Origin of the sequence: Yoonia sp. I 8.24, from assembly GCF_022096995.1 — a bacterium.
GTDB lineage: Bacteria > Pseudomonadota > Alphaproteobacteria > Rhodobacterales > Rhodobacteraceae > Yoonia.
Genome location: NZ_JACXGQ010000014.1, coordinates 17,827 through 43,525, shown reverse-complemented (window position 1 = coordinate 43,525; position 25,699 = coordinate 17,827). Strand labels below are relative to the sequence as shown.

Sequence of the window (25,699 nt, the reverse complement as noted above, 5' to 3'; positions counted from 1 at the left end):
TGAACGGGAAATGTTTGTCCGCTGACATATTATGGAGAATTTTGGCGATGCTCCGAATGGAGCCACTGAGGCATGCGTGTCTCAGAACAGGAAAGGTATGGCTAACACAGCAAGACCGACCGGTTGGCGCAAGCCGACACCTGGTCTTGGGGTTGCAGAGCAACTTGCCCAAGCTGGTGAACGGGTAGCTGTACCCAAAACTAGGGCATTTATTGCGGTAAAGCGCGTTGGAGCACATATCGGCCTCAAGGCTAGTGATATGATGCTCCTGGACACGCTTGGAGCCTTCACACAGGCTCAGGACTGGGAAGAGGGCAGGCGGCCCATCGTTTGGGCGTCCAACGCCTATCTGATGGAACAGACAGGCTTCTCGCTCTCCGCTCTGAAGCGCCATGCACGGCGCTTAGCGGAGGCAGGGGCCATTGCCTTCAAAGACAGCCCCAATGGGAAGCGATGGGGCAAGAGAGACGCTGAGGGAGTTATCGTTGAGGCCTATGGCTTCGACCTGTCACCATTGTCGGCCCGTGTGGACGAATTTGAGCAGTTGCACGCCCAGTTGCAGGCCGAACGAGAGCTGTGCCGGCGGCTGAAGCGCCAAATCACGGTCGCTCGGCGCATGATCCGCGCACGTATAGAAGCAGCCTTGAGCGGGGCGCTCAGCGGCCCGTGGGTGCAGTTTACCGGTCTCTTCGAGGACCTTCTTGGCCGTTTGCCACGCCGAAACGAAGGATCGGACCGGCTTATGGGCCTGCTGTCGTGGTTCAAAGAGCTTCAGGAATGTGTGGAAACTGCTTACCTCAAAGCAGTCCAGCCGGAAGAAGTTGTGGAAAACAGCCCTGGTGATGTTGAACAAGTGTCCAAGAAGACTCAACAAATGAACCCCAGGGAGGTCATTTCCGGCCCTCATATACTAGTTACAAAACAACTCATTCCTGTAATTAGTAATTCCTCAGAAAAAGAGGAAGCGGCGAGCGTGGTGCCCAATGCGCCACCGGAGGAGCGGGTTGATAGTGCGTTAGAAGACTGGGTTGTTGAGGTTCGCAAAAAGCGGACAGCGGTCGATCTGCCAACAATCATGCAAGCTTGTCCCGAGTTCGCTTCTTGGGCGCGCAGTATGGGTGGATTCCTGAAGGATTGGGGCGATTTACACCGGGTTGCAGGGCAGCTCAGGCCTATGATCGGTATTTCTGAGCATGCATGGAACACTGCGCAGGAAATGCTGGGCAAACAGGTGGCAACGGTCGCTTTAGTGTTGGTCTTTGAGAAACACAGCACGGGTGAAGTTGCGTCACCAGGTGGATATCTGCGCGGTATGGTCGAGAAGGCCGGAGCAGGGGAGTTGCATCTCGAGCGAAGTTTCTTTGGCCGGTTGAGCGGGGCCGCAGCGTGATATGGGTGGACGGCCATTTGATATCCGCGGCTTTGCTGGACAGTGAAACTGCGGCACTTGTTGAAGATAGATCGGAGCTAGTCGAGAGCCCGCCCGAGGGCTATGCGATCGATCATAGGGCAGGGGAGGGAACACGGCCCATGTCAGTCGTACATTTCTAGGATGGAGCCTCTAAGTCGGATAATAATTCTTCTTATATCGCTTAGATCGGAGTTTTAGTCGAGCTAAGGTGGAAAACCTTGATTTTTTGAAGACTACGCCTTATGCCGGATAAAAGTCCGGTTTAACAGCTATAAATCGGATCAATGTCCGATGTAACCCTTGGAGAGCGTTTTGAGCTCATTGCAAGTCAAATCCACTTTGTCGCAACTTGGTCGCGATATCCAGACCGCGCGCAAAAGGCGCCGCATGTCGGTTGCGGATTTCTGTAGCCGGATTGGCGTCAGCGATAAGACCCTTGCGAAGCTGGAGCGAGGCGATGGTGGTGTCCGGCTTGAGACCTTTGTCATGGCGCTTCTGGCTTTGGGCATGCTGGACCGTCTGGCCGAGATTGCCGATCCAGCCTCAGATTCGACTGGCATCGGACTAGACCGTGAGAAACTCCCGGAACGCATCCGACAGCGCGGCTCATCGGCATCCATGCGGACCGGTAAGGGTACAGAGACCATTCCCGATCACCTGAGAGTCTCGTCGAGGGGGTCAACTGGGCTTGATGACGATGAAGGGACAGCATTCTGATGCCAGAAGCTTCTGTGGTACTTGGGAATGCCTGTATCCCTGTCGGGCGCTTAATTTTCGAAACTGATGGCCGCCGATCACATTCGACGTTCATCTATGACGAGAGATGGCTTGAAAACCCGATAGGATTTGATCTTGCCCCGGACATGCCGCGCAGTCGTGCGCCATTCCATTTCTCGGCGGAGGGGCGCGAAAGCCGCCGTCGAGATGTCCTGGCGGGGCCCTTCACAGACACATCGCCTGATAGTTGGGGGCGCAAACTCATTCGCCGCGTGCACGGGGAGGGGGCCACGGAATTCGACTATTTGGTTGCGGCCGATGATAGGGCTCGCCACGGGACATTGCGGTTCTTCAATGAGGACGGTGAGTTGTTCCATCCGGATCAACCTCCTGTGCCACGCCTGGCCAACATTGAAGAACTGCGCGCGATCGCAGCGCGGTATGAACGGGATCCGGAAGGCGCAGATGCCGAAGCGCGTGATCTTGTCGGCGCGGCGGGTTCGCTTGGTGGTGCGCGTCCCAAAGCCAATGTTGAGGATGGTGCAGACCTCTGGATTGCGAAGTTCACCTCAATTGATGACACATGGCCAGTAGAACGGTTGGAAATCGCCACACTTGAAATGGCCCGCGCGGTAGGTATTCGGACACCGGAGGCGCGACTTGAACTGGCCGCCAGCCAACATCCGGTTGGCCTCATTAAGCGCTTTGATCGTCGGGCTGATGGTCGCTTGCCCTATATGTCGGCCCGCACGGCCTTGGGCAAGAAAGGGTCGGCCTACGGCTACTACACCGACATTGTGGATGCTTTGCGGCAAATGTCCGTCTTGCCGGAAAGGGATATTCGGGAGTTATGGCAACGCCTGTTGTTCACAGTGCTGATCACAAACACTGATGACCATCTCAAAAATCATGGTCTTCTCTATGTCCGTGAAAACCGCTGGCGTCTGTCACCGATGTTTGATGTCAACCCGCAGCCACGCAGGCAACCTACACTCGAAACTGGGATCAGTGACGTTCACGGTTTTGAGCCCTCCGTGGAAGCGGTGATTGATGCCGCACCTTTCTTTGACATCGCGGAAGCCGATGCCAAAGATATGGCGAAAAACATGGCCAACACGATTGTAACGATCTGGGGCGAAACACTCCGCCAGCATGGCCTAACTGGGGCTGCGCTGAAGCGATGCGCCCCCGCATTTGAACATGAGAGAATGGAGACGGCGCTCGGCTTGTAGGGGACAGCGTAGTATATAAGGGTTGAGCCTTATCGCTACACCCGCCGTTCGCTGCACTGTGCTCGAACTGGTAAGGTGCGGACTTTCCCGACATTGGTGTTTCGGCATGTTGCTGACGCAGCATTTGCTCGCGGTAGCAGCGAAGTACGTTTTGTAGTGCGGCGGGTTTCACCAGAGCAGCCATTGAAATCCGCTTTCAAGCACCAAACTCTAGCCGTCCTTTCGCTGCAATAAGCTCACGCTAGCGGGACGCGGGACACAACCGACCTACTGTGTTGTCGATTGAAAGTTTGCCTACGCCGCAAACGATAGATCTTCAGACTTTTGTCCCAACCTGTGGACTGCGGTTCTTTTTACCGGTCAATCAGCATCAATCAATTACCAGCGCCAGCATCGCAATCCCCATCCCCATCATCATCAGGTTTTCAGTCAAGCTGACGAAGCCAAGGGGCACGTTCGAGTTCCCGCCGACGCAAGCGCACTTCAGCTCTCGTTTATCGATGTAAACCGCCTTGAACACGCTGATCGCGCCGACCGTGGCGATAAAGAGCGCCGCCGGGGCAGCGAGCGGGGTGAGCAACATGCCCGTCATCAGAATGCCAGCCCCGGTCTCCACCCAAGGGTAGACATATGCATACGGCACCCATTTCTGCGCAAGCAGATCATAGTTGAGGAACATCGTGGTGAAGCCTTCGATGTCGCGGAGCTTCTGCATTCCCAACAGGATCATCGAGACCGAGATGAACCAACCGAGCGTCTGCCAAGAGAGAGTGCCAAGAAAACCGATAGACAGCGCAAGCGCTGTCGCAGCGGCAACAGCGAAAAGGTAAATTACGGGTGAATAGGTTGTCGCTTTCGGGTCGTAGCCGGTCAGCAACTCGCGCAGATCGCTATAGCCGCCAATGCGTTTGCCTTCGATCCAAACCTGTGGGGTGGTCGAAACGCTGTACTCTTCCTTGAATGCATCGATCTCGGGCCGGGTGCGAAAGACGCGGTCATCGACATCGTAGCCCTTTGACTTCAATAGCCAGCGCGCCTTCTGCCCAGAGGGACACAGATGGTCCGGCAAGGACATGCGGTAAAGCACGGCGGTCTTTCCGGTCGCGTCGGTAACGGGATCAGTCGTTACATCTGCAACAACGCGGGTGTCTTTCGGCATGATGAGTATCCTATATCTTGGCAATGAGTTCGGCGGGGGCGGGTAACGTGTTGTCGTTAACAGTTTTGGCTTTGCTATCGTGGTGCGCGCACGGGGAAACCGTTATAGTCTCGTCGCGACGTACCATTGTCTGTCTCCCCATATACCCCTATAGGGTATATAAGCAACTTGCTAGGTAATGGTTCCGCAAAAAGGGAGCGCAGCCGCATGAAGGCTAACAAAGAAAAAACGCTGGACCGCCTGTCGCGGCTCGAAGGACAGGTGCGGGGTGTCGCCAAGATGGTCGAGAGTGACCGCTACTGTATGGACATTCTCGCGCAGACGGCCGCGATCAGGTCGGCCGTACTTGGCGTCGAAAAACTAGTGTTGGAAAACCATGCCGAACACTGCGTTGAATCCGCAATCGCGAGTGGTGACCCGGAGGAGCAGCGCGCCAAGTTCGATGAGCTGATCGGGCTATTGCAGAAAGCGTCGCGATAGCGCTGGCATTTGCTCTTATCGTCCTGTCACGCGACCTCGAACCAGCCCATCATACCCGCCGCCTGATGCGAGAGCATGTGACAGTGCAACATCCACCGCCCCGGATTGTCGGCAACAAAGGCGATTTCTAGAGTTTCGTCAGCGCCGATCATAACCGTATCGCGCACATCGCCTGGCGTGTTCAGGGCACCACTACGCGCCAGAATTTCGAAGTGATGGCCGTGCAGGTGGATCGCGTGCGGGAACATGGAGCGATTGGTCATTTCCAGATGCACTGTTCGACCAAGGGCCGCGCGAAACATCGGCTCATTCATCCCATGCGCCACCCCGTTGAAGGCCCAGACCATACCGTTTGACGCCAGCTCGCGGAAGTCCATGACCTCGCCCTGGTATCGGATGTCGAGCATCCCACGCATTGCTCCGCCTTCCATCAGCAGAACCTCATGCTGCGGATCGGCGAGGTTTGGGGCCGGAAGTGTTCCCCAAGCTGGGAGTGGCCGCAGCTCAACTTCAATAGGTGCAAGAGGTTCACCTGCCGCAACGAAGGCCGCGACATCAACCCATTCCCCATTGCCGGGATCGAGAAGCAAGACTGTCCGGACTTCTGGGTCCAGAGGCATGTCAATCACCACATCCGCGCGCTGCGCCGGTCCCAGCAGCATCGTGTCAACCTCGCGCGGTGGAACAGGATGCCCGTCCAGAGCGATAAGGCGCGGCAAGAGACCCGGCAAGGCTAAGGGCATGATGCGTGCCGTGGCCGTGTTGATGAGACGCAACCGCACGCGCTCGCCCGGTCGCATGTCCAGATCGGGATAGGCCGCGCCGTTCACGGTGACCGTATTGCCCATTCTTCCGCCATGGGCGGCGGCGTGCAGGTCGTCCCACCGGTCTTCGACAATCGCGGCGTCCGCATCAAGCAGCCAGTCATCTAGAACCAGTGTCAGTTCGCGAGTTGCGGCCCCTGGCTCGCCGAGCCACGGTTCCCGATCTTCCACGATCAAAGGACCGGCCAGCCCTCGTGCCACCTGTTCAAAACCTCTGTCGTGGGAGTGATACCAGTAGGTGCCGGGATCGGGGGCCGCGAAGTCATAGTCGAAACTTTCACCCGGTGGAACGGGCGGTTGCGTCAGCGGCGCGGCTCCATCCATTGCATTTTCAACGCGGATACCGTGCCAGTGAGTGGCTGTTGGCTGAGGAAGATCATTGACGAGCTGACGCCGGATGCGCTCACCGGCCATGACGCGGATTTCCGGACCTGGGATCACGCCAGCGCCCTCTGTCGCGTAGGCCCAGACTGGCGTGGCCGGATATCCGATTGGCGCGAGCTGCGCGGTAGACAGTCTGGCTCGCAGGATCGGTAGGGCGGTGTCGGCCAGTGTGAAGCGGGGGAAAAGCGCCGTTCCGCTAAGGGCGGCAGCGCCAGTCAGAAATGTGCGTCGTGAAGATAGGGACATAATGGAATTTCCAGTCATAGGTTCACCGGGGGTGTGGTGATCGAGGTCAGTGTGGCGGTCGCCAGCAGGATCAAGGCGACGGCTATGATTTCCATGCGGATCGAGCGACGCAGCCTGTCGGGGGCAGAAGAATCGTTGGAAGTAAGAGAGGGCACGAGCCGGAGCTTGTTCTTTGCGGCCAGCCCCAGAAGACCGGTGATGACGACGAGCTTGGCGATGAGCGTCCAGCCATAGGCCGTCCCGAACAAACCGCCGAACGAACCGATCATCAGCCAGGCAAAGGTGAGGCCGACGAGAACGAGGACCGCCACTGTTCCGCTGGCAATGATGCCGAAGCGGTGCAGAAGGGCAGCGCCGTCATGCAGCCCCGCCGCGCGGTGCAAGGGTGCAAGAGCGCCTACCCAGAACGCCCCGGCCAGCAGATGCGCGCCAACAAGAGCTGCGAGAAGCCAGCGGGGATCACCGAGAGAATGGCCGACCAGCGTGTAAGACACGGCCACCAGCAGCGTGCCCAGAAGGCTTATCGCCAGACCGATTGTACCTTCGATCAACACTGCGAGGATCAGCAGTTCACCTGCCCCGCGCCAGAGCGCCGCCGTGCCAAGTGGGCTGTCCCAGACAAGACCGAGCATCATGGGATCGACAGCGCCTTCAAGACCCATCCCAGAAATACGGGCCGACCGGATTCCAAACCGGAGCGCCAGCACGACAAGACCGAGAAGCGCCGCGCTGACGGCGAGTTGCCGGGCTAGGCGCAGCACGTCACCCGGCGCGGACCGGAAGGTCGCGACGAAAAGCGGCCCGCCCATCGCGACCAGCGCCGCCGCATATCCGGCGGCTTTCGCGAAGATCGCCAGAAGCGCCCAACCGTCTATGGGGGCCAGCCCGTCCATCGGTCAGTCCACCACTGTGAAGTCGAAGCTGCCCTGCATCGGGTGGCCGTCAGAGGACAAGCCGCGCCAATCTACAGTGTAGGCCCCGGCAGGCATATTTTCGTTCGGCATGGCTCGAAACTCCGTCACTGGATCGAGGCCGGTTTCGCGGGTGATGGCCAGTTCCCCGTCAGGACCGACCAGAGCGATTGCCGTGACACGCATCGGATCATCGAAGCGCAGTTCGATAACCTCGACGGTTTCAACGGTCGCGCCGGCAGCCGGGGTCGTATCTTCAGCTTTCGAGTGTGCGAGCGCGGCTGTCGCCGTCACCAATGTGGCCGCTAAGGCTAGAATTATCTGCTTCATCGTCTGTTCTCCATTTGGTCGTGACGCTCGCGGACGTCCTGCGGCCATTTCGATTTTATGTAGCTGAGGACGGCAATGATCTCGTCATCCGTCAGAACGCCCTCATAGATGGGCATGTTGCTTGCGTAGTCGGGATCGCCGATCAGAGCGCCAGTCCCGTATTTGGTCAGACGGAAAAGCGTGTCGCCATCATGGTGCCACGTATGACCGGTCGCGTCGTGCGGCGGTGCGGGTAGCCTCCCGTCTGGTCCGGGCGACCGCCAGTTTGACTGACCTTCGAGGTTCGCACCGTGGCAAGACGCGCAGTTCTCAGAGTAGATTGATTGTCCAAGCGCCACCACGTCTGGGTCCGAAGGTGTCAGCACGGTTTGGGCCGGTGCGGAGGTCCCCCACCCGAAGTTGAGGGCAGCGGCTCCAGCCAGAACCACTGCCCCGAGGCCGAGTGCCGCGATCCTGTTCACAGACCGGCCTGATAGAAGACCTCGCCCTCACCGGCCTCGCCGCCGAAGGCCATTACGTCATACCGCGCGGTCGGATCATTCCCCATTCCTGGGGAGCCACTGGGCATTCCGGGGACCGCAATCCCATCAATCTCAGGGCGTTCTTCGAGCAGTTTGGCGAGGGCAGCGAACGGCACATGACCTTCGACCACATAGCCGTCGATTGTTGCTGTATGGCAGGCCCACATCGTGCCAGGCACATTGTTGTCAAGCTTTACGCTGGTCACATCGCCGGTGTCTGTAATCTCGATGTCATAGCGTTCCTGGCGGGCGAGTGCGACCCACGCACCGCAACAACCGCAGGTCGGGCTTTTGGTCACGTGCATGGTGCCATGATCGGTCATGGCGGAATGGTCATCCGCATGGGCCATGCCCACTGCGCCAAAGGAAGCAATGCCAAGCGAAAGCGCTGCGGCAGGGGCGAAGGCGAGTAATGTTTTGATAGGTTTCATGTCTTTTCCTCTCGACAGGAATACGCACGGGCAAAGCCCGCTATGGTGTGATTGCAATGAATATACCACGTCCAGAGGGACGCGGGTCGCATCACACCAGACGGGGGGGATCGAGCGGACCGGAGGGCTTGATGCCCGTCATAAGCAGGCCTGGGCCTATGATCACATCCTCGCTGCTCGCAGGGGCGGCTTCAAACAGGCCCGTGCCAGGAAGTAGCGCGAGAAGAGCATGACAGGTTTGAGTGTGTTCGGTGGTTTCCAAGCAGCAGATCGGCTGATCGTCCACCAATTCCTCCATGGCTGCTTGGTCATGCTTCACAGTAGCCGTATGGCTCGCGTCCATCGCCCCAGAAAGCGAAGTGGACAGCGCGACCGTGATGACAAGAAGAAATCGGATCAAACACATACGATATACCTACATGGGGTATGTGGGTATTTGCAAGCCGCAAGCCACCATGCGTCCTGTCGCGGGCATCAATGCGCGTGCGCGTCTTCCCCGAGGGCCATCATCAGATGATGTTCGCGGTGATGGTCCTGGCTTGCCATCAACCCGAAGAAGCCCAATCCCGTGATCCGGGCGACCACGGCGGGATCGTCGCTTGTGACGCGCAGTTCGACGCCGTTTTCGACTTCGGACGGGTCCACAGTCCAGCGATCATCCCTTGCGAGCTGCGCTGCATGGGCCGGAACCATACGGCGCAGAGTGGCAATCGACTCCGCATCGCCCGTCGCCATCATCAACAACCCGTTCGGCAGGTCCGTTTCCGTCACTACTGAATCCGTTATCAGCCGGTCCATATCGACCAGATGCGCCCGCAAGCCCGCCAGATCGACCCGAGACCAGTCTGTATCGGGATCGGATTCCAGCACCCGCACCACTTCTGAAAGCGCCGCAAAAGCGCCCTGTCCAGGTTCAGTCAGAACTCTCCCACCGGCATTGCCAACCTGACCATGTGCGGCATGATCCATCCCTGCGTCATGATCGGTGTGCAGCGTTTGTGCCACGGTAAGGGCTGCACCACCCACAACGACCATCGCGGCCAGTATCACTTTCAATCTCATTGTTATCCCTCGCCTGAGTTTCATCGCACCCTAGCGGATGCACCTGAAAGATCGTATGATCTCTATCATGTCTGGTTGGCAGCATATATTCGACGAAGTGCAATTACGCACCCTTGAGCCGGGGGAGGTTTTGTTCCGGCGGGAAGATCGCATCAAGTCGATGTACTTTGTCCGCTCCGGTGAGGTTGCGCTCGAACGACCATTGACAGACGGGACATCGCTGACCTTGCATTGCGCCAAGGCAGGCTCTGCACTGGCCGAGGCGTCGCTATTCGCCGACACCTATCATTGCGACGCAGTTGCTCGGACGCCCTCACAAGTTGCAGTCATTCGGCGTGAAGATTTTCTGTCTGCGCTAAAGGATCGACCAGCGGCAACCTTGAGCCTCATCGAAACCCACGCCCGAGAGCTTCAGGCACAAAGATCACGCATCGAAATTATGCGCCTGCGACGCGTCTCAGATAGGCTGGACGCCTGGCTAGACATTCATGGAACGCCAGCCAAAGGCGAATGGATCAGGGTCGCTGACCAGATCGGTGTGTCGCCGCCCGCCCTATATCGTGAGCTGGCACTCCGTAGAAGATAGACCATGCGTGGAGAAACGAGTGAAAAAAGGCCATTTACCGATACTGACCTTAGTGATGTCTTAGAAGAAACGTCTCACATTGTGGGCATAGCTCTCATACGCTAAGCCGTATTGATCTTTCAGCCAAGGCTCCTCGGAAAACGGGGCGGCAATGAGCACTACGATTGCCGGAAAGCCAACGATCATCGCCGAAGGTGCTGCTGACAAGATCATCCAACCGCTGACGATGGCAATATCGGCCAAATATTGCGGGTTCCGAGAAAAGCGGTACATACCTTCTGTGCGCAAGGTGCCTTTGGCTCCACCTGTCTGCGGCACCCCAAAGTGTGAGACTTCCATCCATACCACAATGTTGCCTAGCAGGATGAGAGGCAGGCCTACGCCAAACCGCACCCAACTTGGAATGGACAAATCACCCCAGCCCCAAACCCCAAGCAGAAAGAGAACCCCAAACAGCGTGAATGTCGGCACCCAGACAAGAAACGGAGTAAGTGCCGTATAGCGCTTGGGTGGCCATATCCGCCGGGCAGGAAAGGCAATTGACCAGAGGATCGCTGCTAGGGTCATTATGGCAACCCCTAGACCCAGAAAAATCAGCAGATTATGCATCATGCCTCAGCATGTTCGTGATCGATCATTTCCCGCCGCTCCGCGAGGGCTTGCCGCACGATTTGGAAAGCGGACGACAGGAACAGACCAGCCATGATTGTTGCGACGATTAAATCAGGCCAGCCGGTTGCAGTACCCCAGACGCCCAACGCCGCAAACATGACGACAACGTTGCCGATGGCGTCATTGCGCGAGCATAGCCAAACTGAACGCACGTTGGCGTCTCCGTCCTTGTAGCGCACCAACAAGAACACACTGGCAAGATTGGTGAGCAACGCAAGAAAACCAACAGCGCCCATGATCTCGGCTGTTGGAACTCCGACATAGAAGACGCGGTAGACAGTCGATCCGAAGACCCACAGCCCCATCAGCAAGAGGCTGAAACCTTTGAACAGCGCGGCATTGGTGCGGGCGCGAAGTGACGCCCCGATAACTGCGAGTGAGATGCCATAAGTCATTGCATCACCCGCGAAATCGAGAGCATCGGCTTGCAACGCCTGCGACTTCGCCAAGTGCCCCGCAGTCATTTCAACCGCAAACATCGTCGCGTTTAGTGCAATGACGAGCCAGAGCCGTCGCTTATAATCGTCTGATACGCCATCAAACTTGGCGTCATGTCCGCAGCAACCTGCCATGGCGGAATCCTCTTTCATCCAATGTTGATGATAGTGTAATGCCTCTAGTGACTAGAGGTTCAAGAGGTATTTTCATGTTTTCTATCGGCGAGCTTTCAAAGCGCACAAAGGTCAAGGTTCCAACTATTCGCTACTACGAGGAAATGGGACTTCTTGCAGAGGCCGAGCGCACAAGTGGTAACCAAAGACGGTATGACAAAACCGGATTGGAGCGGTTGAGCTTCATTCGCCACGCACGTGATCTGGGCTTCTCGATAGAAGCTATTCTGTCCCTCATCGAACTCCAGGAACACCCGGATCGTTCTTGCCAAGGTGCTACGGAGATTGCGAAATCGCAGCTCACGGATGTGCGTGCCAAAATAAAAAAGTTGCGCGCTTTGGAGAAAGAACTCGTTCGAATGTCCAAGGGATGTGAAGGTGATGGCGTATCTGAGGATTGTTATGTGCTGGCGTCACTGGCTGATCATAATCTTTGTCACCGAGAACATTGATTTGGCGGCAAACGCTCTTAGCAGCAGGACTTGCCTTCTTGGATGGGTGGGCATGCTACGGTCGCGTAGGAACAATAAACGCAGCAGTCCCCCTCAAGCGGCTTCAAGACGGTCTGACATGACTTGCATTCATAGAACCATTGGCATGCATCAGTCGGCATCGTCTCGGTTTCAACGTGTCCGCAAGATGGACACGTGAGCTTCGACTCCAAGACTACTTTTGCTGCTTCTGTCGCCATAGCGCGTACCCCGTCAGTATGAGAAATCCTGCCAATATTGGCAGCAAAACAGCGTCGTTGTAGATGACGCCAAGTAGGCCTGTCAGACCAAGCGCGGTCAGCACGACCGGCAGCAACGGCGTAAAGCAACAGAGCGCGGCCAAGATCGTGCCGCCCACCCCGAGCGCCAGTAGTTTGTTTTTCATCGTGTCGATCTCCACAAATCCCACATAAAACGCTGCGCTGACGCCTCCCAGAGCGGCGAAGACAGCGCGATCAAAAAGGCGATGGTTGCGAATGAGGTCCAGATAATTGCGGACCGCCGACGCACTCCACATGGCCTGCGCCAAAGCACCCGATACCAAGCCCAAACGAGAGCAATCGCGACACCGACAAGAATGAACCCACGGTAAGCGATGAATGGCCCAAGCATGGTGAGCCATGTACCGCCGAGACCCAATATCGAAAGGCCGATAGGCAAAACACAACACGACGCCGACAACAGCGCCAAAAGTGCCGCGAAGGGCATCACAAGCCCGGCGGCACTGCCGGATTCTGCCACCGCTTGTTGATTTGCATTCAAGTCCATTTTGCTTTTCTACTTCCTGTAGCCACTACAGGAGCAAGCGAAATGTTTACCATCGGCAAAGCGTCGGAACAAAGCGGCGTGAACGTCGAAACGATCCGGTACTATGAGCGTGAGGGGATTGTTCCGAAGCCTGGTCGCTCCGCTGGAGGGCGCAGGCTGTATTCAAACGACGAAATTGCCAAACTCAGGTTCGTGCGGCGGTGCCGAGATTTGGGTTTTCCGATCGCGATCATACAGACCTTTCTATCGCTAACTGATCAGAATGACCGATCATGTGGTGAAGTTAAAACCATGGCCGAGAACCATTTGGACGAGATTAACGCAAAGATTGAGAACCTTATGCGCCTCCGAGAAGCGCTCTTGAGCCTATCCAAGAACTGCGATGACGGCACTGCAGCATGTCCCATGTTGGACGCTTTGATGAAGGATGGCTTCGGTTTGGGCGCACCTTAGCAAAGCGGGTCTTGCAGAAGTCCGCTCGGCCCCAAACCTGAAAATCAAGGCATGAAATTGCTGCGTCCTGCAAGAATGGCTGTTTACTTGCGCCTAGCGACGACACTGAGTATTCGATTGTACCGCATTTTTCTCGCTGCGAGCGCGCGCAGCATGAAATAACAATGGCTGGGTTGGGCTCTCTCCTGCCGTTCGCGGCACTTTGTATGAACGGCTGCTTCCTCTCACGAAGTACCCAGCAACCTACCGGAACAGTCCACTGGTAGTTTGCGCCAGTGACATTGATGTTTCCATTTGCCGGGTCACTGGCTGCTTGGGGTCTGCAGTCTTCGTCGGATTTAGTTCCGGCCCGGCCATTCTGTCGACTGGAGGTCTGGTCCTATACAAATCGGCGCGCGCTGGCGGGTCGGGGCTCGAACATCCACCAAAAAGTCAGATAGCATGTAGGGGTGTCATTCCTGACAGCCACAACTCGTGGATGAATGATCGCCGTTTTGAACCACGCCCAAGCCATCTTGCCAATCGGGTGGTGTCGTAGCCATGAATTGCTCAGTCGGCTACCTCTCGTTTTCTTCCTGATGCAATCTCCGTGACCTGACCTGTCTGTCGGTCGCAGGCTCTCTTCAAGCAGAACTTTCCCCTGTCCGCTGCGCGTCCATTCCGCGCGGAGCAAAGTTCTGCGTGACAGCCAGTCCGACCGGTCCCGGTTTCTCGTTTGCATCGAAAATGAAAGGAACCCGACATGACCAAATATTACACAGTCACAACCCCGGACACCGGCAAAGACGGCAAGACGCGCTTTCACAAAGTTGGCGTCGCCTTCCCTCAAAACGAAGGAGCCAAAACCTTCATGACCATCCAGCTCTTCGCAAATCCGATCAACGGCGAATTGGTCCTCTTCGAGCCGAAGGCGGACCCCGACGATGCACCGGTCGTCGAGTGAACGCCCACCTCACGGGAGGGCAGGTGGCCCTCTCGAACTTCACAACCAAATTCCTGAAGGACAGTCTTATGAACCTCTTGCCACAGAAAATTCTCGATCAACTTGCCGCCAATGGCCAAGCAAATTTCGCCCGCATCCAAGCTGGCGAAGACACCATCGACCACCCGCCAGTGGTCAAACTCTTCACACCCGACGGAGGTGCAACCTGGCTCCTCTCTGAGACCGAACCTGATGATCCAGATATCGCGTTTGGTCTTTGTGATCTGGGCCTTGGTTTTCCCGAACTTGGCTCTGTTCGGATCAGCGTGCTTCTGGCCCATCGAGGTCGCCTTGGCTTGCCGATCGAGCGCGACTTGCACTTCCAAGCAGATGCCCCTCTCAGCGTATACGCTGAACGTGCCCGCGATGCCGGAGGAATCCTGGCATGAGTACAAATATCCGCCCTGAACATGTCAGCGCATTCGAGGCGCTGACATCAGGAGACCATGATAACTTTGCTTTGTTCTCGTGCTTTCTAGATTGTGAACCTGTCTCCGCCATCGTTGCTGTCACACCGCCAAATGCGCCAGGTGGTGAGTACTTAATCACTCCACTGTTCGTCAGCGTCACAGAGGCAATGTCTCTTACTGATCATGATGGCGACGCTGCCTGAATTTACCTGAAATCTAAGCAGCCGCCAGACATGGCGGTTGCTTCTATATGTCGGTGTTTGCGATCGAGGTAATGGTGCTGTCACAGGTTTCTTTGACGAACTTGGGCGGCCTCTCAAAGTGTCCGCTCGGGGCTGCGGTCCAAGTTAGATTGGCCCTGCGAGGCCATGATTGGTCACCTCGCGAATATTAAATGATGTCCGCTACTAGAGGCTTCCAGAGCGCCCTTTCGGGCGCGACCTCGCACCAGCGGTGCTTGGGCCGTGAAAGGAATACAAGGCTGCCTGCGCATCAATTCTCCGTAAGTATATTATTGACTATTGTGTATAGTTTCGTATGGTGGGAGCAGCCTTGTATGAAGGTGGCAGGAAATAGGGGGTCTTTCTTCGCATGTCTCGCTCAAAACGTCTCACCAGTGCGCAACGCATGGAAATCGTTCGCGAAGCCGCGGAGGGCGTCTCATCGACTGAGCTTTCCAGGCGCTTTGGCGTCACCCCCCGAACCATCCAATATACACTGAAGAGTGATGCTGAGCGACAAACGGATACGGCTATTCCAACTGCTGCCGTGAGTGTCAAAGTCACGCAGGGCGAACTTGCAGCGTTTGATAGGGTCTTAGTTACCGCAGGCATAGGAACACGCTCAGAGGGGCTGAGAAGGCTCATACAGGCCGCTGGAGGGGTCTTTGTGCCTGACGCCCTGCTTGCTGCTGAGATGGCGCGCTACAGGGCGTCTCTGAGCGAGGTGGGCAATGGGGTCGCCCAAATCGCCAAGCAGATGACCAAAGCTAACCGCTTGGGGCAGGGGGCCAGTGCAGAGTTCTCCGACATTCGCCTCGCGCAGATGCGCGGGCTGGCACGCTTCATTCTCGACAGTGCCGATGAGATCGACCTGCTCGTGCGTCGTCGTCGAGACGCGATGCAGCTTGAGGCTACCGCCGCCTTGAGGGAGTTTGCGCATGCGGCTGAATGATGCGGTTGACGCCGTAACAGGCGCAGTGTTTCAGGATGGCTGGAGCCGCATCCGGGGCTCGATGCAAGGGCTGCACGTCTCCAAGCAGCGGCAGCTTGTTCGGGCTGCAGCCGGGCACCGGGCGGCAGTGTTCAAAGCCATCCGAGGTGGAGGCACAAACTCCAAATCAGAGCTGTCGAACCAGCTTGGATATCTTACCACCAAGTCTACCCATATTGTGGACAGTAGTGGGTTCCTGGATGGCAAATCCAAGCTCGATAATCGCGAGATCAAAGACCTGACAGAGCGCTTTGCCAAGCGATGGAGCGCGGGGTTCAAACCCAAGCTCGGACAGACCACACATATGCTCATGTCGTTTCCGATTGGGACGGATGGAGAGGATGTACGCGACATCGCCTCAGATGTTGCTGAACGGTTTTTTCAGAATGACGACGGGCACTTTGACTACATCATCGCCGTCCACGAAGACCGCGATCACCCTCACGCGCATATCGTGCTGAACCGCCGGTCGCAGGAGGGGGAGTTCTTCTATTTGGCGCGCAACCATCGTTTCAACTATGACGACTTCCGGCTGGCGATGGTCGAGGAGGCCGAGAAATACGGTGTCCGCCTTGAGGCCACCCGTCGCATCGATCGCGGCGTGGTGCACTATCCGCCGAGGACGCGAAAGGTCTATGCCGCCAAGAACCAGGGGCGCGAGGCGGAGCAACGAGAGCGCGTCGGCGCGGACTTGCAGCGTGCCTTGGCCGAGATCGCAAACACCCGAGAAATATACCAGTCGCTGGCGGCAGAGGCGTCGCGCAAGAACCGGGACGATATTGCCGACGCATTGTTCCGCGCCGGCGAAGTGTTGGCGCAGGGCGGGCGGCTCAACTTGGAGGGAGACATCTACATGGCCGAAGAGCAAAGCTTTGATGACCTGAAGACCCGCTATGCGGATCAGGTTGCGCGGATCCAAGGCATGATCGCGGAGACGTCAGAGGTTCAGCGCCCTAAGTTGGAGAAGAGCCTCAACGAGATCCAGGCGCGTCTTGCGCATATGCAGCCGCTGGGGCTGCGGTCTGTGACACTGACAGAGCGACCGTCAGATGGCGGGGTCTATTCTGAGGACAACATTGAACGCGAGCAGTTGGATCGACTGCACGACCCAGACGTGCGGGCACAGGTTGATACAGCTCTGCGCGGCACTGGGATCAGTACGGGCGTTGTTGTGGCCCGTATGGAAGCTGGAGCACAAAACGCAGCACTTGAGCGCCAGTGGATCGCGGATGATCTGGCGCGGGTTGCTGAAACGGATGGGCTCAATTTGGAACGCCGTGCGGATCTTGAGCAGGCCAGAGAAACCCTCAATCGCGTCCATGTTCAGTTGGGGATCACTCTGGAGCGCGAGCAGGTGTTGCGCGAAGACGGTGTGATTGAAGAGTTCCGCGACGATTTGTTTGATCGCAACAGCGTCACGGCACGAGAGGTCGGGCGGGAGATCGCAGCCGAACCCAATACCAATGAAGAACTGCAGCGTGTCATTGCACACGAGAGGGATGGCAATCTGTCATCGCCCTTCGCCGATGACGACGCACGCCAGAACTACCGTGACTCGGTTGAGCGGGAGTTGGATGACACGCAGGTGGCTGAATTGCGAGACGGCGATGCGGATGTCTTCAAAGCTCAGATTGAGGATCGCCTTGATCGGCTCTACGCGGCGAAAGCCTATCTGCAATCAGACGCAGCGACGGCAAACAGCGAAGCAGCGCGAACGGTGGTCGAAGAAATCGCGGACAGAGAGTACGAGCGCGACCGCGCCGATCTTGTCGATGGTGAAACCGACCGCGGCCAGACACACTGATGGGAACCATAGGCAAAACTCGGCTCGCGATCGGGGTGGTCTTGGTCACGCTGGTCGCGATCGCCATCGGCTATGTGATGGCATCAGCGGTGTTGACGTTCCGGGATATGGGGTTCGGGGCTGAGATCGATTTTTTCTACATCGCCAAGAACTATCTGGCGCTGCGGGCGTTCCGGCCGGATGATTTCCAACTGATCAACCTGATCATGGGCGGGGCAGGGGTGGCCGGCCTTTTGATGAGCCTTGCGATGTCCGGTTCGGCGCTCACCCGCTTTGGCTATACGCATTGGCAGACACGCCGCGAGATGAAGCGGAACGGGTTCTTCGGCAAACCGGGAACCGGCTTTGTGATCGGCAAACTTGGAAAGCCAAAGTCCAAGGCACCGTTTCTCTGCTCAACGACTTTCCCCCATGCTCTGATCGTGGCTCCGACGGGACGGGGTAAGACGACCGGATTTGTCATTCCGAACCTGCTGACGTGGCAGGGCTCAGCTGTGACCTTGGATGTGAAGGGAGAATGCTATGAGGCGACAGCGCGCCATAGGGCCGCTCAGGGAGACGAGGTCTTCCGGTTTGCACCGACGGATTGGCTGGGCAAGCGGACGCATCGCTACAATCCGCTTCTGCGCATCAATGATCTGAAGGATCCAGCGCGCCAGCAGATGGAGTTGCAGCTGTTGGCAACGCTGTTTCTGCAGAACGACAATGATCGTGTCCAAGGCCTGCTGAAGGGCGGGATTGATTTGTTTGTCGCCGCAGGACTGTTGGCGTTTCAGCGCAAGAAGCCGACCTTAGGAGAAATCTATCGCATCGCGGCTTCAGGCGGGAACAAGCAGAAGGAATATTTGGCGCGGTCTCACGAGGTCGAGAACAAGGCGGCGAAGTTGATATTCACGCGGCTGGCTTCCACGAACAACGATACGCTGACGTCCTATGTGTCTCTGTTGATGACGTCAGGTTTGGATCAATGGCAGAATCCAGCGATTGATGAGGCCACGGCCGTGTCAGATTTTGATTTCCGCACGATTCGCAAGAAGCCGTTCAGCGTCTATCTGGTCGTCCAGCCCCTGATGGTAAAACCACTCGCACCACTCATCCGGCTGCTGTTTTCTGACCTGCTGTCTGCCTTGCAAGACAAAGAGCCGGGTTCGGATGAACCATGGCCGGTGATGATCATGCTCGATGAGTTTAACCGGTTGGGAAAAATGCCGATCGTCGCGGAAAGCATCGAAGTTTTGCGTCACTATCGCGGGCATCTCGCTGTGGTCACCCAGACCATCCCTGCCATCGATGAAATATACGGTGAGAACACCCGGCGGGCACTGCAGGGCAACGCGGGCGTGAAGCTTTATCTCACGCCCTCAGATGAAAAGACGGTCGAAGAATTGAGCAAGGCGGTCGGGAAGACGACGAAGACCGTGGTCACCAAATCAAGATCCATTGGTAAGAACCCATTTGAGGGCAGGAGCCAGTCGACAAGGACGGAGGAGACATCGTTGTTGCCAGAGGACGAAGCGCGCCGGTTGCCGCTTGATGAGATCGTCGTGGTTGTAGATGCGCAGATGCCGGTGCGGGCCAAGCGAATACAGTACTTTGATGATCCCTCCTTCAAGCGCATTCATGCGGCGCAGAGGGGGGAGATGCCTTTTCCCGTTGGCGCAGAGGACAGACCGAGTGGCGATGCTCAAAACCGCAAAGGAGCAGCGGCAGCGTCAGACACGACAGGGTCTCAAGTTACGTCTGAGGCAAAAGCTGGCGAGGCCCCGTCATGGAGCCGCAGACCAGCTACGACAACGAAAAAACGACGACGGGACGTACCCCAAGTGCGCGCAGCGGTGATTGCAGACGATCAGCGGCAATTTGAAATGGATTTCGACGCACAGGTGCACTTGGTGCTCGAAAGTCCGTCCGCAGAGGACGTCAGTCAGGTTGAACTCGCTCTAAGCGATCTCGAGCAGTTAGAAGGCGAGGTCACTAAGATGGCGGAAGGCGCCAACACGGCAAGCGAAAACGTCAGTGTTGGCTAGGCAGTCATTGGGGCTGGTCGCAGCTAAGGTCCCGAATGAGCCCTTCTTTCCAAAATTCTGCGATGCGACTAAGGTCCGGTTTCGCGAAAAGTCTGTGAAAGGGAACTGTTGTGAGCGGTATTGTTTTTCTGGCGGTGATTGGTGCCGCTGTGCTTCATGCAGCCTGGAATGCGCTGGTGAAAGGTGGAACCGACAAGACCCTGAGTATGGGTGCTGTGGTTGTTGGTCACATGCCAATTGCTTTGGCAGCATTGCCGTTTGTTCCACTGCCTGCAATCGAGAGCCTACCCTACTTGTTTGGCGGGATGTTGCTTCATTTCGGATACCAGCTCTTCCTCCTGAAATCCTACCAAATGGGCGACCTGACACTAGTCTATCCAATTGCCCGAGGCTCCGCGCCATTGATCGTTGCCCTCGTTTCGGTCATTTTCCTTGGCGTTCACCTGAACAGCATAGAACTTCTGGCGATCCTGATTATTGGTGTCGGTATTATCAGCCTCGCACTCGTCCGGCAAAGTGACGGTATGCAGAACCGAAGCGCCGCCACGGTCGCCCTCATCACGGGCGTGTTCATTGCGTCATACTCTCTCGTAGATGGTCTGGGCGCACGCGTGGCGGGGACTTCACTGGGGTTCTATTGTTGGCTTGCCATCGGCAACGGGCTTTTGATGATCGCTTATCTGGCGATGCGATCACCACAAACCTTGACCGCTCTTCCGCGACGCGGGTTACCCATACTTTTTGTTGGTGGCAGCGCATCTTTCGTTGCCTACGCGCTTGTCACCTGGGCCTTTACCCAAGCGCCGATCGCACTCGTCACTGCATTACGCGAGACGAGTATTGTCTTTGCCCTTCTGATTGGCGTGTTCTTCCTGAAGGAGCGCCTCAGCCTATTGAAGGTTGTCTCGACAATGACCACGCTCTTGGGCGCGATCCTGCTGCGTTACGCAAGAGCATGAAGATTTTTGCCTGTTCTGACCTTCACCGAGATGTTGCGGTAACAAGACAACTGCTGAGCGCCGGTGCTAGCGCTGATGTGATCGTGGTTGCTGGAGATTTCGCGACCAGAGGGATCGGGGCCGAAGACACTCTGGAGGTGCTTGCTGAAAGCGCCGTCCCTGTCATTGTGGTTCATGGAAACCATGATGTGCCGAGCGAGATCGAGAGTTTGTGCGCGCGTTCCGAGGCGCTGCACTACCTTCACGGTACAAAACTTGTAATCGGTGGAGAGACGTTTTTCGGGTTGGGCGGAGAAATCCCGTCCCGCAACAGCTTCGACTGGAATGCCTCGGAAACCGAGGAGCACGCCGGCGAGTTGCTGCGCGCCTGTCCTGTGAACGCCCTCGTTGTCACTCACACGCCTCCATTCGGTATCGCTGATCTCCAGAAGAATGGGGCTCACGAAGGGAGCACTGCAATACTTGATATGTTTAGGGTGAAGGCTCCAAAGTTAGTTCTCTGTGGGCATATCCACCATGCTTGGGGAATGAGTGGACATCAGGGTGCCACGCATGTTCACAACCTTGGCCCAACTGAGAATTGGTTTGAAGTCTGACAAGGAAGCGGCCATTCATATGCGAAGGCCCGACGGCAGCAAAGTCCGCGTCTTTCCAGTCCGGGCACGACGCGGCGAACGGTGATTTTTCCCGATCCGGCCATTAGTGGTTTCTGCGGCGAAGGCTACCGAAGAACCCAGAGTCACCGATGCTGCACATCGCATGAACGTCCTATTTTCATGGATTGCCAAAAACCTGCCAACATTTGGGTTTACTCAAGGCAAGCAGATCAACCAAACAAAGTCAGTTTTTGAGTGGCTTGCTTGGGCATATGGTATCAAAAAGGACCAAATTGGAATTTAACCGCATATGATGAAGACCATTTTGAAGACCGCGGTGTCAGTATTGTGGCCTTTACTACCACCGATGCTCTACGCCGAACCTGTGATTACACCGATATTGCTCACCGGTGACCCGGCACCGGGCAACGAAGATGCGACGGTCGACTTTCTGAACGAACCGGTCATCGGTGACAGCGGGGCGATTGCCTTTCGCGGAATTGTTGAAAGAATAGGGTTGTTGTCTCGGAGTGTCGAGGACGGCATCTATCTGGCGCGTGAGAACCAAGCCCTCAAAATATTTGATCATGAGGCCGCGGACCTGCGGCATCGTGGACAGCTTAGCGATTGGGTCGGCGACGATGTCCAACTCGGCTCCCTTGATGAACTCATATTCAAGGTCGGCTGGGACGATGGGCCGACTCCTACGTATGTCGGTGCTCCAGAGCTATTGGGGCCACTTTTCAACCCGCGGTCCAGTGATCCGCTCGAAAAAGCGATTGCCTCCGCAACCCTGTTCGACATGGACAGTGCCGGTCATAGCCTGACGTTCGAAGCCCATTGCCACACCGACAGTGTTTCGTCCTGCAAGGATGGGCTTTATCATCTCTCCAGTGATGGCATCATTGAAGTCGTCGATCTGGCGCAGCCATTTACCCTTGAACAAAGCGGTCAAACACTGACGTGGTATAAAGCGCAATTGAGAGTGAACGCTTTAGAACAAGCCGTTCTTTCGGTTGTCAGCGATAATACGGACCAGATCGCATTTGGAATTTACTTGCTTGATGGCGATAGCCGAACGCTTATTTTCGAACATTTCGATACCGGCCCAGTCCGCGGCCGGATTGTTGGTCTTATAGAACATGCGATTTTGGCAGACGACGGAACAGCCTATTTTGCCCTGGAAGCCTGGTCCGGATCCGAAAACCGTGGCAACGTTCTTTATGGTTGGAGTGGGGAGACACCGATACCCGTTGTGTCGACCGAAGAGGTTGCGCTTCCACCTGGGTGGTCTACCAATGGATTTCGGGACATTTGCGCCAATGCTCAAGGTACGGTCGCTTTCACATTGCCCCTATTTCGGCCGAACCCAGACGATCCCAAGAACAACATTTATGCCGAAGCCCTCTATATCCAACATTCAGAAGCCGCACCTGCGCGCCTCATTGGCCCTGGCGACGAGATAGATTTGGGGCATCGCGGCACCGGCATTGTTGCATCTGTCAACTCGGTGGGTCATACAGAATGTGCGCTGAGTAATTACGGCGAGATGGCAGTGACCATCGAATTTGAAGACAAGACCAGCGGCGTGTTTCGGATTTCGAATTTTTAGGTGAGCGACAAATTGGGTCTCTCGCTGCGCTTGCGGGATATGCTAGGCTCTTCGGTTTTTTGTCTCGAGCCACAATGGTTGTTTATGCTGGCTCAGCTACGCCGAAGCGGACGTTGGCGCAGCCGCAGCGAAAGCGCGCTTCGTCCCGCGTCTTTCTAGTTCGGGCACGACGCAGCGAACGGTGAGTTTTCCCGATCCGGCTATTCATGGTTTCTGCGGCGAAGGCGACCGAGGAGCCCATTTTTGACGGATGCTGCACCGCGCAGGGATGTCCATTTCGGGGATATACTGCGGCGCCAGACGATACCGTTTCAGGTTCGCCCCAAGCACTTGCTCACAAGGGCATCAAAGTCAGCCAAGTGGTCGGCAACTTTTGCGCCTTGACAGTCAAGGCACCAAAGGAACTTCTTGCCCTTCAAGAAAAGCTCATGGGGCATTTGTCCGCATTTCTTGCAAGGATTAGCAAAATGAGACTTGGCCTTGGGAAGGTCTTTGAGTTGCCCATAATACCAAGGTTTCGCAGCGGCGACTTTGGCGACTTCCTCTGCCGGGAATAGACGTGTGGGAAGATCGAGTTCTTTCAGCTTTGGTAAGCGCGCGACCGGCCCCAAGTCTAAGTCAGCGCCTTTTATGTTTATCATGGTCAGCTGTTCGATCGGCAAACCTTCCAATGCGTCAAAACCTATCAGCGCATTCCCGTCCCCATAGCCGCCATCAACGATCAGGTGTTCAAGCTTGGTCAGTGAATGCAGCGCCGAAATATCAAGCGGGCTTCCATTGTCGCAGATGTATAGCTCTTTCAAATTCTCCGCTGTTTCTAATCCCTTCAAGCTTTTTAACTTCGACGAATGCCATATCCGGAAGCGAATGAGGTTTTTGGGGAAAGGTACAACCGTCAAATCCGCAGCAGAGAGCCAGCGCAATGCGAGCATTTCCAATGGCAGTTCATCAAGGCCTTGAAGCTTCTCAAGTTCGGGTTTTCGTATTGTCTCAATGGAAAGCTCGATCACGTCCCCAAGGGCGCTGACATCAAGTTTGCTACCTTCTACAGATCTACTTTTCATGCGTTTTTCCAGTATCTATGCTGTCTGAATGCCCTCAACACAGCCAAGTTCCCAATAGATCATATCGGCAACTTCAAGCGCCTGCTGGGCTAACGGCGCGGGCGTATCCTCTGCAGTCCCATAAGCTACCAAACGGTCATACATACGGGACGATAAAAAGAATGACCGCGCCAGTTCCTTATCGGGCCAAAAAGTTGAAATCCAAGGGCTGCGCTTGATCGTGCCGTCATGCCGGATGATCGACCAATATTGGTTCATGTGTTGGACCAGTTTTTCGGTGTCCCACTGCCACAGTTGATCGAACAGCACCTGTTCCTCCCAACCGGCCAACACGAATAAGAGCATCGCATCCTCGAACGAACCGTTAAACCCATCTTCGAGCGTGATGTTGTTCAGCAGCTCCAACCGGAACTCTTCGATAACAGACCATTCTTTTTCAGACCAACGGGATCGGTCACCAACCTGAAACCGGCAACTGAAAGTGACTTCGATCCCCGACATGCCAGCGAGGTCCTCGCCTGCAGCCAGTACTTCCAGAATGCGCGGAAAGAGGAAGCGCCAAAGGGATTGAGGAACATCAGGAGCCATGCTTGCGAAGTACCAGTCATGCAGGCAATCAAAGGGGATGTCGCGCTGATTCTCGCACAGAAGCGCGCGTTCCCTTTCGGGTCGCAGGCAAAATTCACAACATGTCACATGCGCCGACGCAGGTGGGGGGCATTTGAAGACAGAATAGGCCTTCTCGATCACCCCATATAGTGGATGATCTGCGTCAATTTTGGCCTTTTGTGGTTTGGTCTTCGCGCGTTTCGACATGTTCTGCTAGTACCTAATGAGGTCAGGTGAACTGAGCAGCCTTTGCCATTCTGCGGCTTTCGGGCTGTCTACTTCAAAGCCGTGCTGGCCTAAGGCGAGGGCATCCGCCATGAAGCGGATAGCGCCTTCAAATTTCTGCGCTGCGGCCTTTTCGATGAATTTTAGGCCTGCTTGCTCATTTCGTTCGCAGCCTACGCCTGAAATCAGGTCTAACCCGTGGCACCACATGGCGTAGGCGTGCCCAGCCTCGGCGGCTTGCGCGCATAGTTCGAATGACCGTGCCTTTTCACCCAAATCAAAGAAATGGAGCGAGGCAATAAATTGTGCCTCGGTGACCCCACTTATTGCCGCCTCCATTAATGCAGATAGCCGCTCTCTCTCAGCAACGTCGGGATCGACTTCTGACTCCGAAAATTGGCTTTTTGCATCTGCGAGCATCCAAACAGCAGATGGATCTTCTGCAGCGGCAAGCGGCGTAAGGAAGTCAACAACCCACCCCAAAAGGACATCTGCGCGATCTGAGCATGAACACAACGTGACCGCTGCCAAAAGCCCGCGGGCCTCACCGAGGATTTCAACGGATTCGTTTGATTGAGTCAAATCACTAAGCCTTCGAGAGAAACGCCTTTGAGTAAAAGGAAACTATGGCAAAACTGAGGTTCTTGGCTCGGCGGGAATGTCTTTACTAATTTCTGAGTGGCCGACCCCGCGGTCCTTTGACGAGGCCAGGACCCTTTGTCGCCGAGCGCCATACTTCAAAGCTGACATTGGCGCTGCCGCGGCGAAAGTCGGGAAGGTCCGCGACTTTCCAGTTCGAGCACAGCGCAGCGAACGGAGATTTTTCCCGATCCGGTCATTCATGGTTTCTGCGGCGAAGGCAATCGAAGAGCCCATACTTGCCAAGTTGCTGCGCAATGGCGAATGTCGG

32 protein-coding genes are annotated in these 25,699 nt (G+C 56.2%); 16 read left to right on the top strand and 16 right to left on the bottom strand.

Features of this window, described 5'->3' with window-relative positions:
- Window positions 1-97 precede the first annotated feature (97 nt).
- The 3 genes from repC to Yoon_RS17805 all read left to right on the top strand — a co-directional run bounded on the left by repC (window position 98) and on the right by Yoon_RS17805 (window position 3,360).
- Window positions 98-1,390 carry a plasmid replication protein RepC gene (repC, locus tag Yoon_RS17815; RefSeq protein WP_238114164.1) on the top strand — a complete coding sequence of 431 codons (1,293 nt, stop codon included), beginning with the start codon at window positions 98-100 and terminating at the stop codon, window positions 1,388-1,390.
- Between the two features lie 333 nt (window positions 1,391-1,723).
- On the top strand, window positions 1,724-2,128 hold the full coding sequence (locus tag Yoon_RS17810) for a helix-turn-helix domain-containing protein (protein WP_238114163.1): 405 nt from the start codon (window positions 1,724-1,726) through the stop codon (window positions 2,126-2,128).
- Entirely contained in the window at window positions 2,128-3,360 is a 1,233-nt protein-coding gene (locus Yoon_RS17805) for a type II toxin-antitoxin system HipA family toxin (protein ID WP_238114162.1), read from the top strand. The genes Yoon_RS17810 and Yoon_RS17805 overlap by 1 nt, the downstream gene beginning before the upstream one ends.
- A gap of 370 nt (window positions 3,361-3,730) precedes the next feature.
- On the opposite strand, the gene Yoon_RS17800 is transcribed toward Yoon_RS17805, so the two are convergent.
- The gene (locus Yoon_RS17800) at window positions 3,731-4,519 is read right to left on the bottom strand and encodes a glutaredoxin family protein (protein ID WP_238114161.1); all 789 of its coding nucleotides are present in this window, start codon (window positions 4,517-4,519) and stop codon (window positions 3,731-3,733) included.
- Window positions 4,520-4,726: 207 nt separating this feature from the next.
- Here Yoon_RS17800 and Yoon_RS17795 point away from each other — a divergent pair, with 207 nt between their 5' ends.
- Window positions 4,727-4,999: a metal-sensitive transcriptional regulator gene (locus tag Yoon_RS17795; RefSeq protein WP_238114160.1), complete on the top strand. Its 273-nt coding sequence runs from the start codon at window positions 4,727-4,729 to the stop codon at window positions 4,997-4,999.
- Between the two features lie 26 nt (window positions 5,000-5,025).
- Here Yoon_RS17795 and Yoon_RS17790 read toward each other — a convergent pair whose 3' ends face one another.
- The 7 genes from Yoon_RS17790 to Yoon_RS17760 form a co-directional block, all read right to left on the bottom strand.
- On the bottom strand, window positions 5,026-6,453 hold the full coding sequence (locus Yoon_RS17790) for a multicopper oxidase family protein (protein WP_238114159.1): 1,428 nt from the start codon (window positions 6,451-6,453) through the stop codon (window positions 5,026-5,028).
- 14 nt (window positions 6,454-6,467) lie between these two features.
- Window positions 6,468-7,346 carry a copper resistance D family protein gene (locus tag Yoon_RS17785; protein WP_238114157.1) on the bottom strand — a complete coding sequence of 293 codons (879 nt, stop codon included), beginning with the start codon at window positions 7,344-7,346 and terminating at the stop codon, window positions 6,468-6,470.
- Between the two features lie 3 nt (window positions 7,347-7,349).
- Complete coding sequence (locus tag Yoon_RS17780; RefSeq protein ID WP_238114155.1) at window positions 7,350-7,694, bottom strand: copper resistance CopC family protein; 345 nt, start codon at window positions 7,692-7,694, stop codon at window positions 7,350-7,352.
- Entirely contained in the window at window positions 7,691-8,155 is a 465-nt protein-coding gene (locus Yoon_RS17775) for a cytochrome c (protein ID WP_238114153.1), read from the bottom strand. Before Yoon_RS17775 ends, Yoon_RS17780 begins: the two co-directional genes overlap by 4 nt.
- Window positions 8,152-8,646, bottom strand: a complete 495-nt coding sequence (locus Yoon_RS17770) for a DUF411 domain-containing protein (RefSeq protein ID WP_238114151.1) — start codon at window positions 8,644-8,646, stop codon at window positions 8,152-8,154. Before Yoon_RS17770 ends, Yoon_RS17775 begins: the two co-directional genes overlap by 4 nt.
- A 91-nt stretch (window positions 8,647-8,737) precedes the next feature.
- Window positions 8,738-9,052, bottom strand: coding sequence for a hypothetical protein (locus Yoon_RS17765; RefSeq protein WP_238114149.1), 315 nt, complete (start codon window positions 9,050-9,052; stop codon window positions 8,738-8,740).
- A gap of 68 nt (window positions 9,053-9,120) precedes the next feature.
- A complete protein-coding gene (locus Yoon_RS17760) occupies window positions 9,121-9,708 on the bottom strand; it encodes a hypothetical protein (protein ID WP_238114147.1) in 588 nt (195 codons plus the stop codon).
- 67 nt (window positions 9,709-9,775) lie between these two features.
- On the opposite strand from Yoon_RS17760, the gene Yoon_RS17755 reads away from it, so the two are divergent.
- Window positions 9,776-10,294 carry a Crp/Fnr family transcriptional regulator gene (locus tag Yoon_RS17755; protein ID WP_238114145.1) on the top strand — a complete coding sequence of 173 codons (519 nt, stop codon included), beginning with the start codon at window positions 9,776-9,778 and terminating at the stop codon, window positions 10,292-10,294.
- A 60-nt stretch (window positions 10,295-10,354) separates the two neighbouring features.
- Here the strand turns inward: Yoon_RS17755 and Yoon_RS17750 are convergent, their stop codons facing one another.
- Entirely contained in the window at window positions 10,355-10,861 is a 507-nt protein-coding gene (locus tag Yoon_RS17750; protein ID WP_238114143.1) for an isoprenylcysteine carboxylmethyltransferase family protein, read from the bottom strand.
- Window positions 10,862-10,902: 41 nt separating this feature from the next.
- Window positions 10,903-11,538 carry a cation transporter gene (locus Yoon_RS17745; RefSeq protein ID WP_238114141.1) on the bottom strand — a complete coding sequence of 212 codons (636 nt, stop codon included), beginning with the start codon at window positions 11,536-11,538 and terminating at the stop codon, window positions 10,903-10,905.
- Between the two features lie 74 nt (window positions 11,539-11,612).
- On the opposite strand from Yoon_RS17745, the gene Yoon_RS17740 reads away from it, so the two are divergent.
- Window positions 11,613-12,029: a helix-turn-helix domain-containing protein gene (locus Yoon_RS17740; RefSeq protein ID WP_238114139.1), complete on the top strand. Its 417-nt coding sequence runs from the start codon at window positions 11,613-11,615 to the stop codon at window positions 12,027-12,029.
- Between the two features lie 17 nt (window positions 12,030-12,046).
- Here the strand turns inward: Yoon_RS17740 and Yoon_RS17735 are convergent, their stop codons facing one another.
- Genes Yoon_RS17735 through Yoon_RS17725 form a run of 3 tightly spaced genes read right to left on the bottom strand, consistent with a single transcriptional unit; the run spans window position 12,047 to window position 12,836 of the window.
- A complete protein-coding gene (locus Yoon_RS17735) occupies window positions 12,047-12,268 on the bottom strand; it encodes a GDCCVxC domain-containing (seleno)protein (protein ID WP_238114137.1) in 222 nt (73 codons plus the stop codon).
- Complete coding sequence (gene merF / locus Yoon_RS17730; RefSeq protein WP_238114135.1) at window positions 12,244-12,453, bottom strand: mercury resistance system transport protein MerF; 210 nt, start codon at window positions 12,451-12,453, stop codon at window positions 12,244-12,246. Before merF ends, Yoon_RS17735 begins: the two co-directional genes overlap by 25 nt.
- A complete protein-coding gene (locus Yoon_RS17725; protein ID WP_238114133.1) occupies window positions 12,450-12,836 on the bottom strand; it encodes a hypothetical protein in 387 nt (128 codons plus the stop codon). The genes merF and Yoon_RS17725 overlap by 4 nt, the downstream gene beginning before the upstream one ends.
- Before the next feature lie 42 nt (window positions 12,837-12,878).
- Here Yoon_RS17725 and Yoon_RS17720 point away from each other — a divergent pair, with 42 nt between their 5' ends.
- The 10 genes from Yoon_RS17720 to Yoon_RS17675 all read left to right on the top strand — a co-directional run bounded on the left by Yoon_RS17720 (window position 12,879) and on the right by Yoon_RS17675 (window position 22,891).
- Window positions 12,879-13,289 (top strand): helix-turn-helix domain-containing protein, encoded by a 411-nt coding sequence (locus Yoon_RS17720; RefSeq protein ID WP_238114130.1) that lies wholly within the window; start codon window positions 12,879-12,881, stop codon window positions 13,287-13,289.
- 742 nt (window positions 13,290-14,031) lie between these two features.
- A complete protein-coding gene (locus tag Yoon_RS17715; protein WP_238114128.1) occupies window positions 14,032-14,232 on the top strand; it encodes a hypothetical protein in 201 nt (66 codons plus the stop codon).
- Between the two features lie 68 nt (window positions 14,233-14,300).
- Window positions 14,301-14,660 carry a DUF2958 domain-containing protein gene (locus Yoon_RS17710; RefSeq protein WP_238114126.1) on the top strand — a complete coding sequence of 120 codons (360 nt, stop codon included), beginning with the start codon at window positions 14,301-14,303 and terminating at the stop codon, window positions 14,658-14,660.
- The gene (locus Yoon_RS17705) at window positions 14,657-14,884 is read left to right on the top strand and encodes a hypothetical protein (protein WP_238114124.1); all 228 of its coding nucleotides are present in this window, start codon (window positions 14,657-14,659) and stop codon (window positions 14,882-14,884) included. Before Yoon_RS17710 ends, Yoon_RS17705 begins: the two co-directional genes overlap by 4 nt.
- A gap of 388 nt (window positions 14,885-15,272) precedes the next feature.
- The gene (locus Yoon_RS17700) at window positions 15,273-15,854 is read left to right on the top strand and encodes a helix-turn-helix domain-containing protein (RefSeq protein ID WP_238114122.1); all 582 of its coding nucleotides are present in this window, start codon (window positions 15,273-15,275) and stop codon (window positions 15,852-15,854) included.
- Window positions 15,841-17,697, top strand: a complete 1,857-nt coding sequence (locus Yoon_RS17695) for a relaxase/mobilization nuclease domain-containing protein (protein WP_238114120.1) — start codon at window positions 15,841-15,843, stop codon at window positions 17,695-17,697. Before Yoon_RS17700 ends, Yoon_RS17695 begins: the two co-directional genes overlap by 14 nt.
- A gap of 8 nt (window positions 17,698-17,705) precedes the next feature.
- The gene (locus tag Yoon_RS17690; protein ID WP_238114165.1) at window positions 17,706-19,724 is read left to right on the top strand and encodes a type IV secretory system conjugative DNA transfer family protein; all 2,019 of its coding nucleotides are present in this window, start codon (window positions 17,706-17,708) and stop codon (window positions 19,722-19,724) included.
- Window positions 19,725-19,834: 110 nt separating this feature from the next.
- Window positions 19,835-20,683 carry a DMT family transporter gene (locus Yoon_RS17685; RefSeq protein WP_238114118.1) on the top strand — a complete coding sequence of 283 codons (849 nt, stop codon included), beginning with the start codon at window positions 19,835-19,837 and terminating at the stop codon, window positions 20,681-20,683.
- Window positions 20,680-21,279, top strand: coding sequence for a metallophosphoesterase (locus Yoon_RS17680; RefSeq protein ID WP_238114116.1), 600 nt, complete (start codon window positions 20,680-20,682; stop codon window positions 21,277-21,279). Before Yoon_RS17685 ends, Yoon_RS17680 begins: the two co-directional genes overlap by 4 nt.
- A gap of 310 nt (window positions 21,280-21,589) precedes the next feature.
- Window positions 21,590-22,891, top strand: coding sequence for a hypothetical protein (locus Yoon_RS17675; RefSeq protein ID WP_238114114.1), 1,302 nt, complete (start codon window positions 21,590-21,592; stop codon window positions 22,889-22,891).
- A gap of 311 nt (window positions 22,892-23,202) precedes the next feature.
- On the opposite strand, the gene Yoon_RS17670 is transcribed toward Yoon_RS17675, so the two are convergent.
- From Yoon_RS17670 to Yoon_RS17660, 3 genes are all read right to left on the bottom strand, one after another.
- Window positions 23,203-23,955 carry a hypothetical protein gene (locus Yoon_RS17670; protein ID WP_238114112.1) on the bottom strand — a complete coding sequence of 251 codons (753 nt, stop codon included), beginning with the start codon at window positions 23,953-23,955 and terminating at the stop codon, window positions 23,203-23,205.
- Window positions 23,956-23,970: 15 nt separating this feature from the next.
- Window positions 23,971-24,543 carry a hypothetical protein gene (locus Yoon_RS17665; protein ID WP_238114110.1) on the bottom strand — a complete coding sequence of 191 codons (573 nt, stop codon included), beginning with the start codon at window positions 24,541-24,543 and terminating at the stop codon, window positions 23,971-23,973.
- Window positions 24,544-24,777: 234 nt separating this feature from the next.
- Window positions 24,778-25,371, bottom strand: a complete 594-nt coding sequence (locus Yoon_RS17660) for a hypothetical protein (RefSeq protein ID WP_238114109.1) — start codon at window positions 25,369-25,371, stop codon at window positions 24,778-24,780.
- Between the last annotated feature and the right edge of the window lie 328 nt (window positions 25,372-25,699).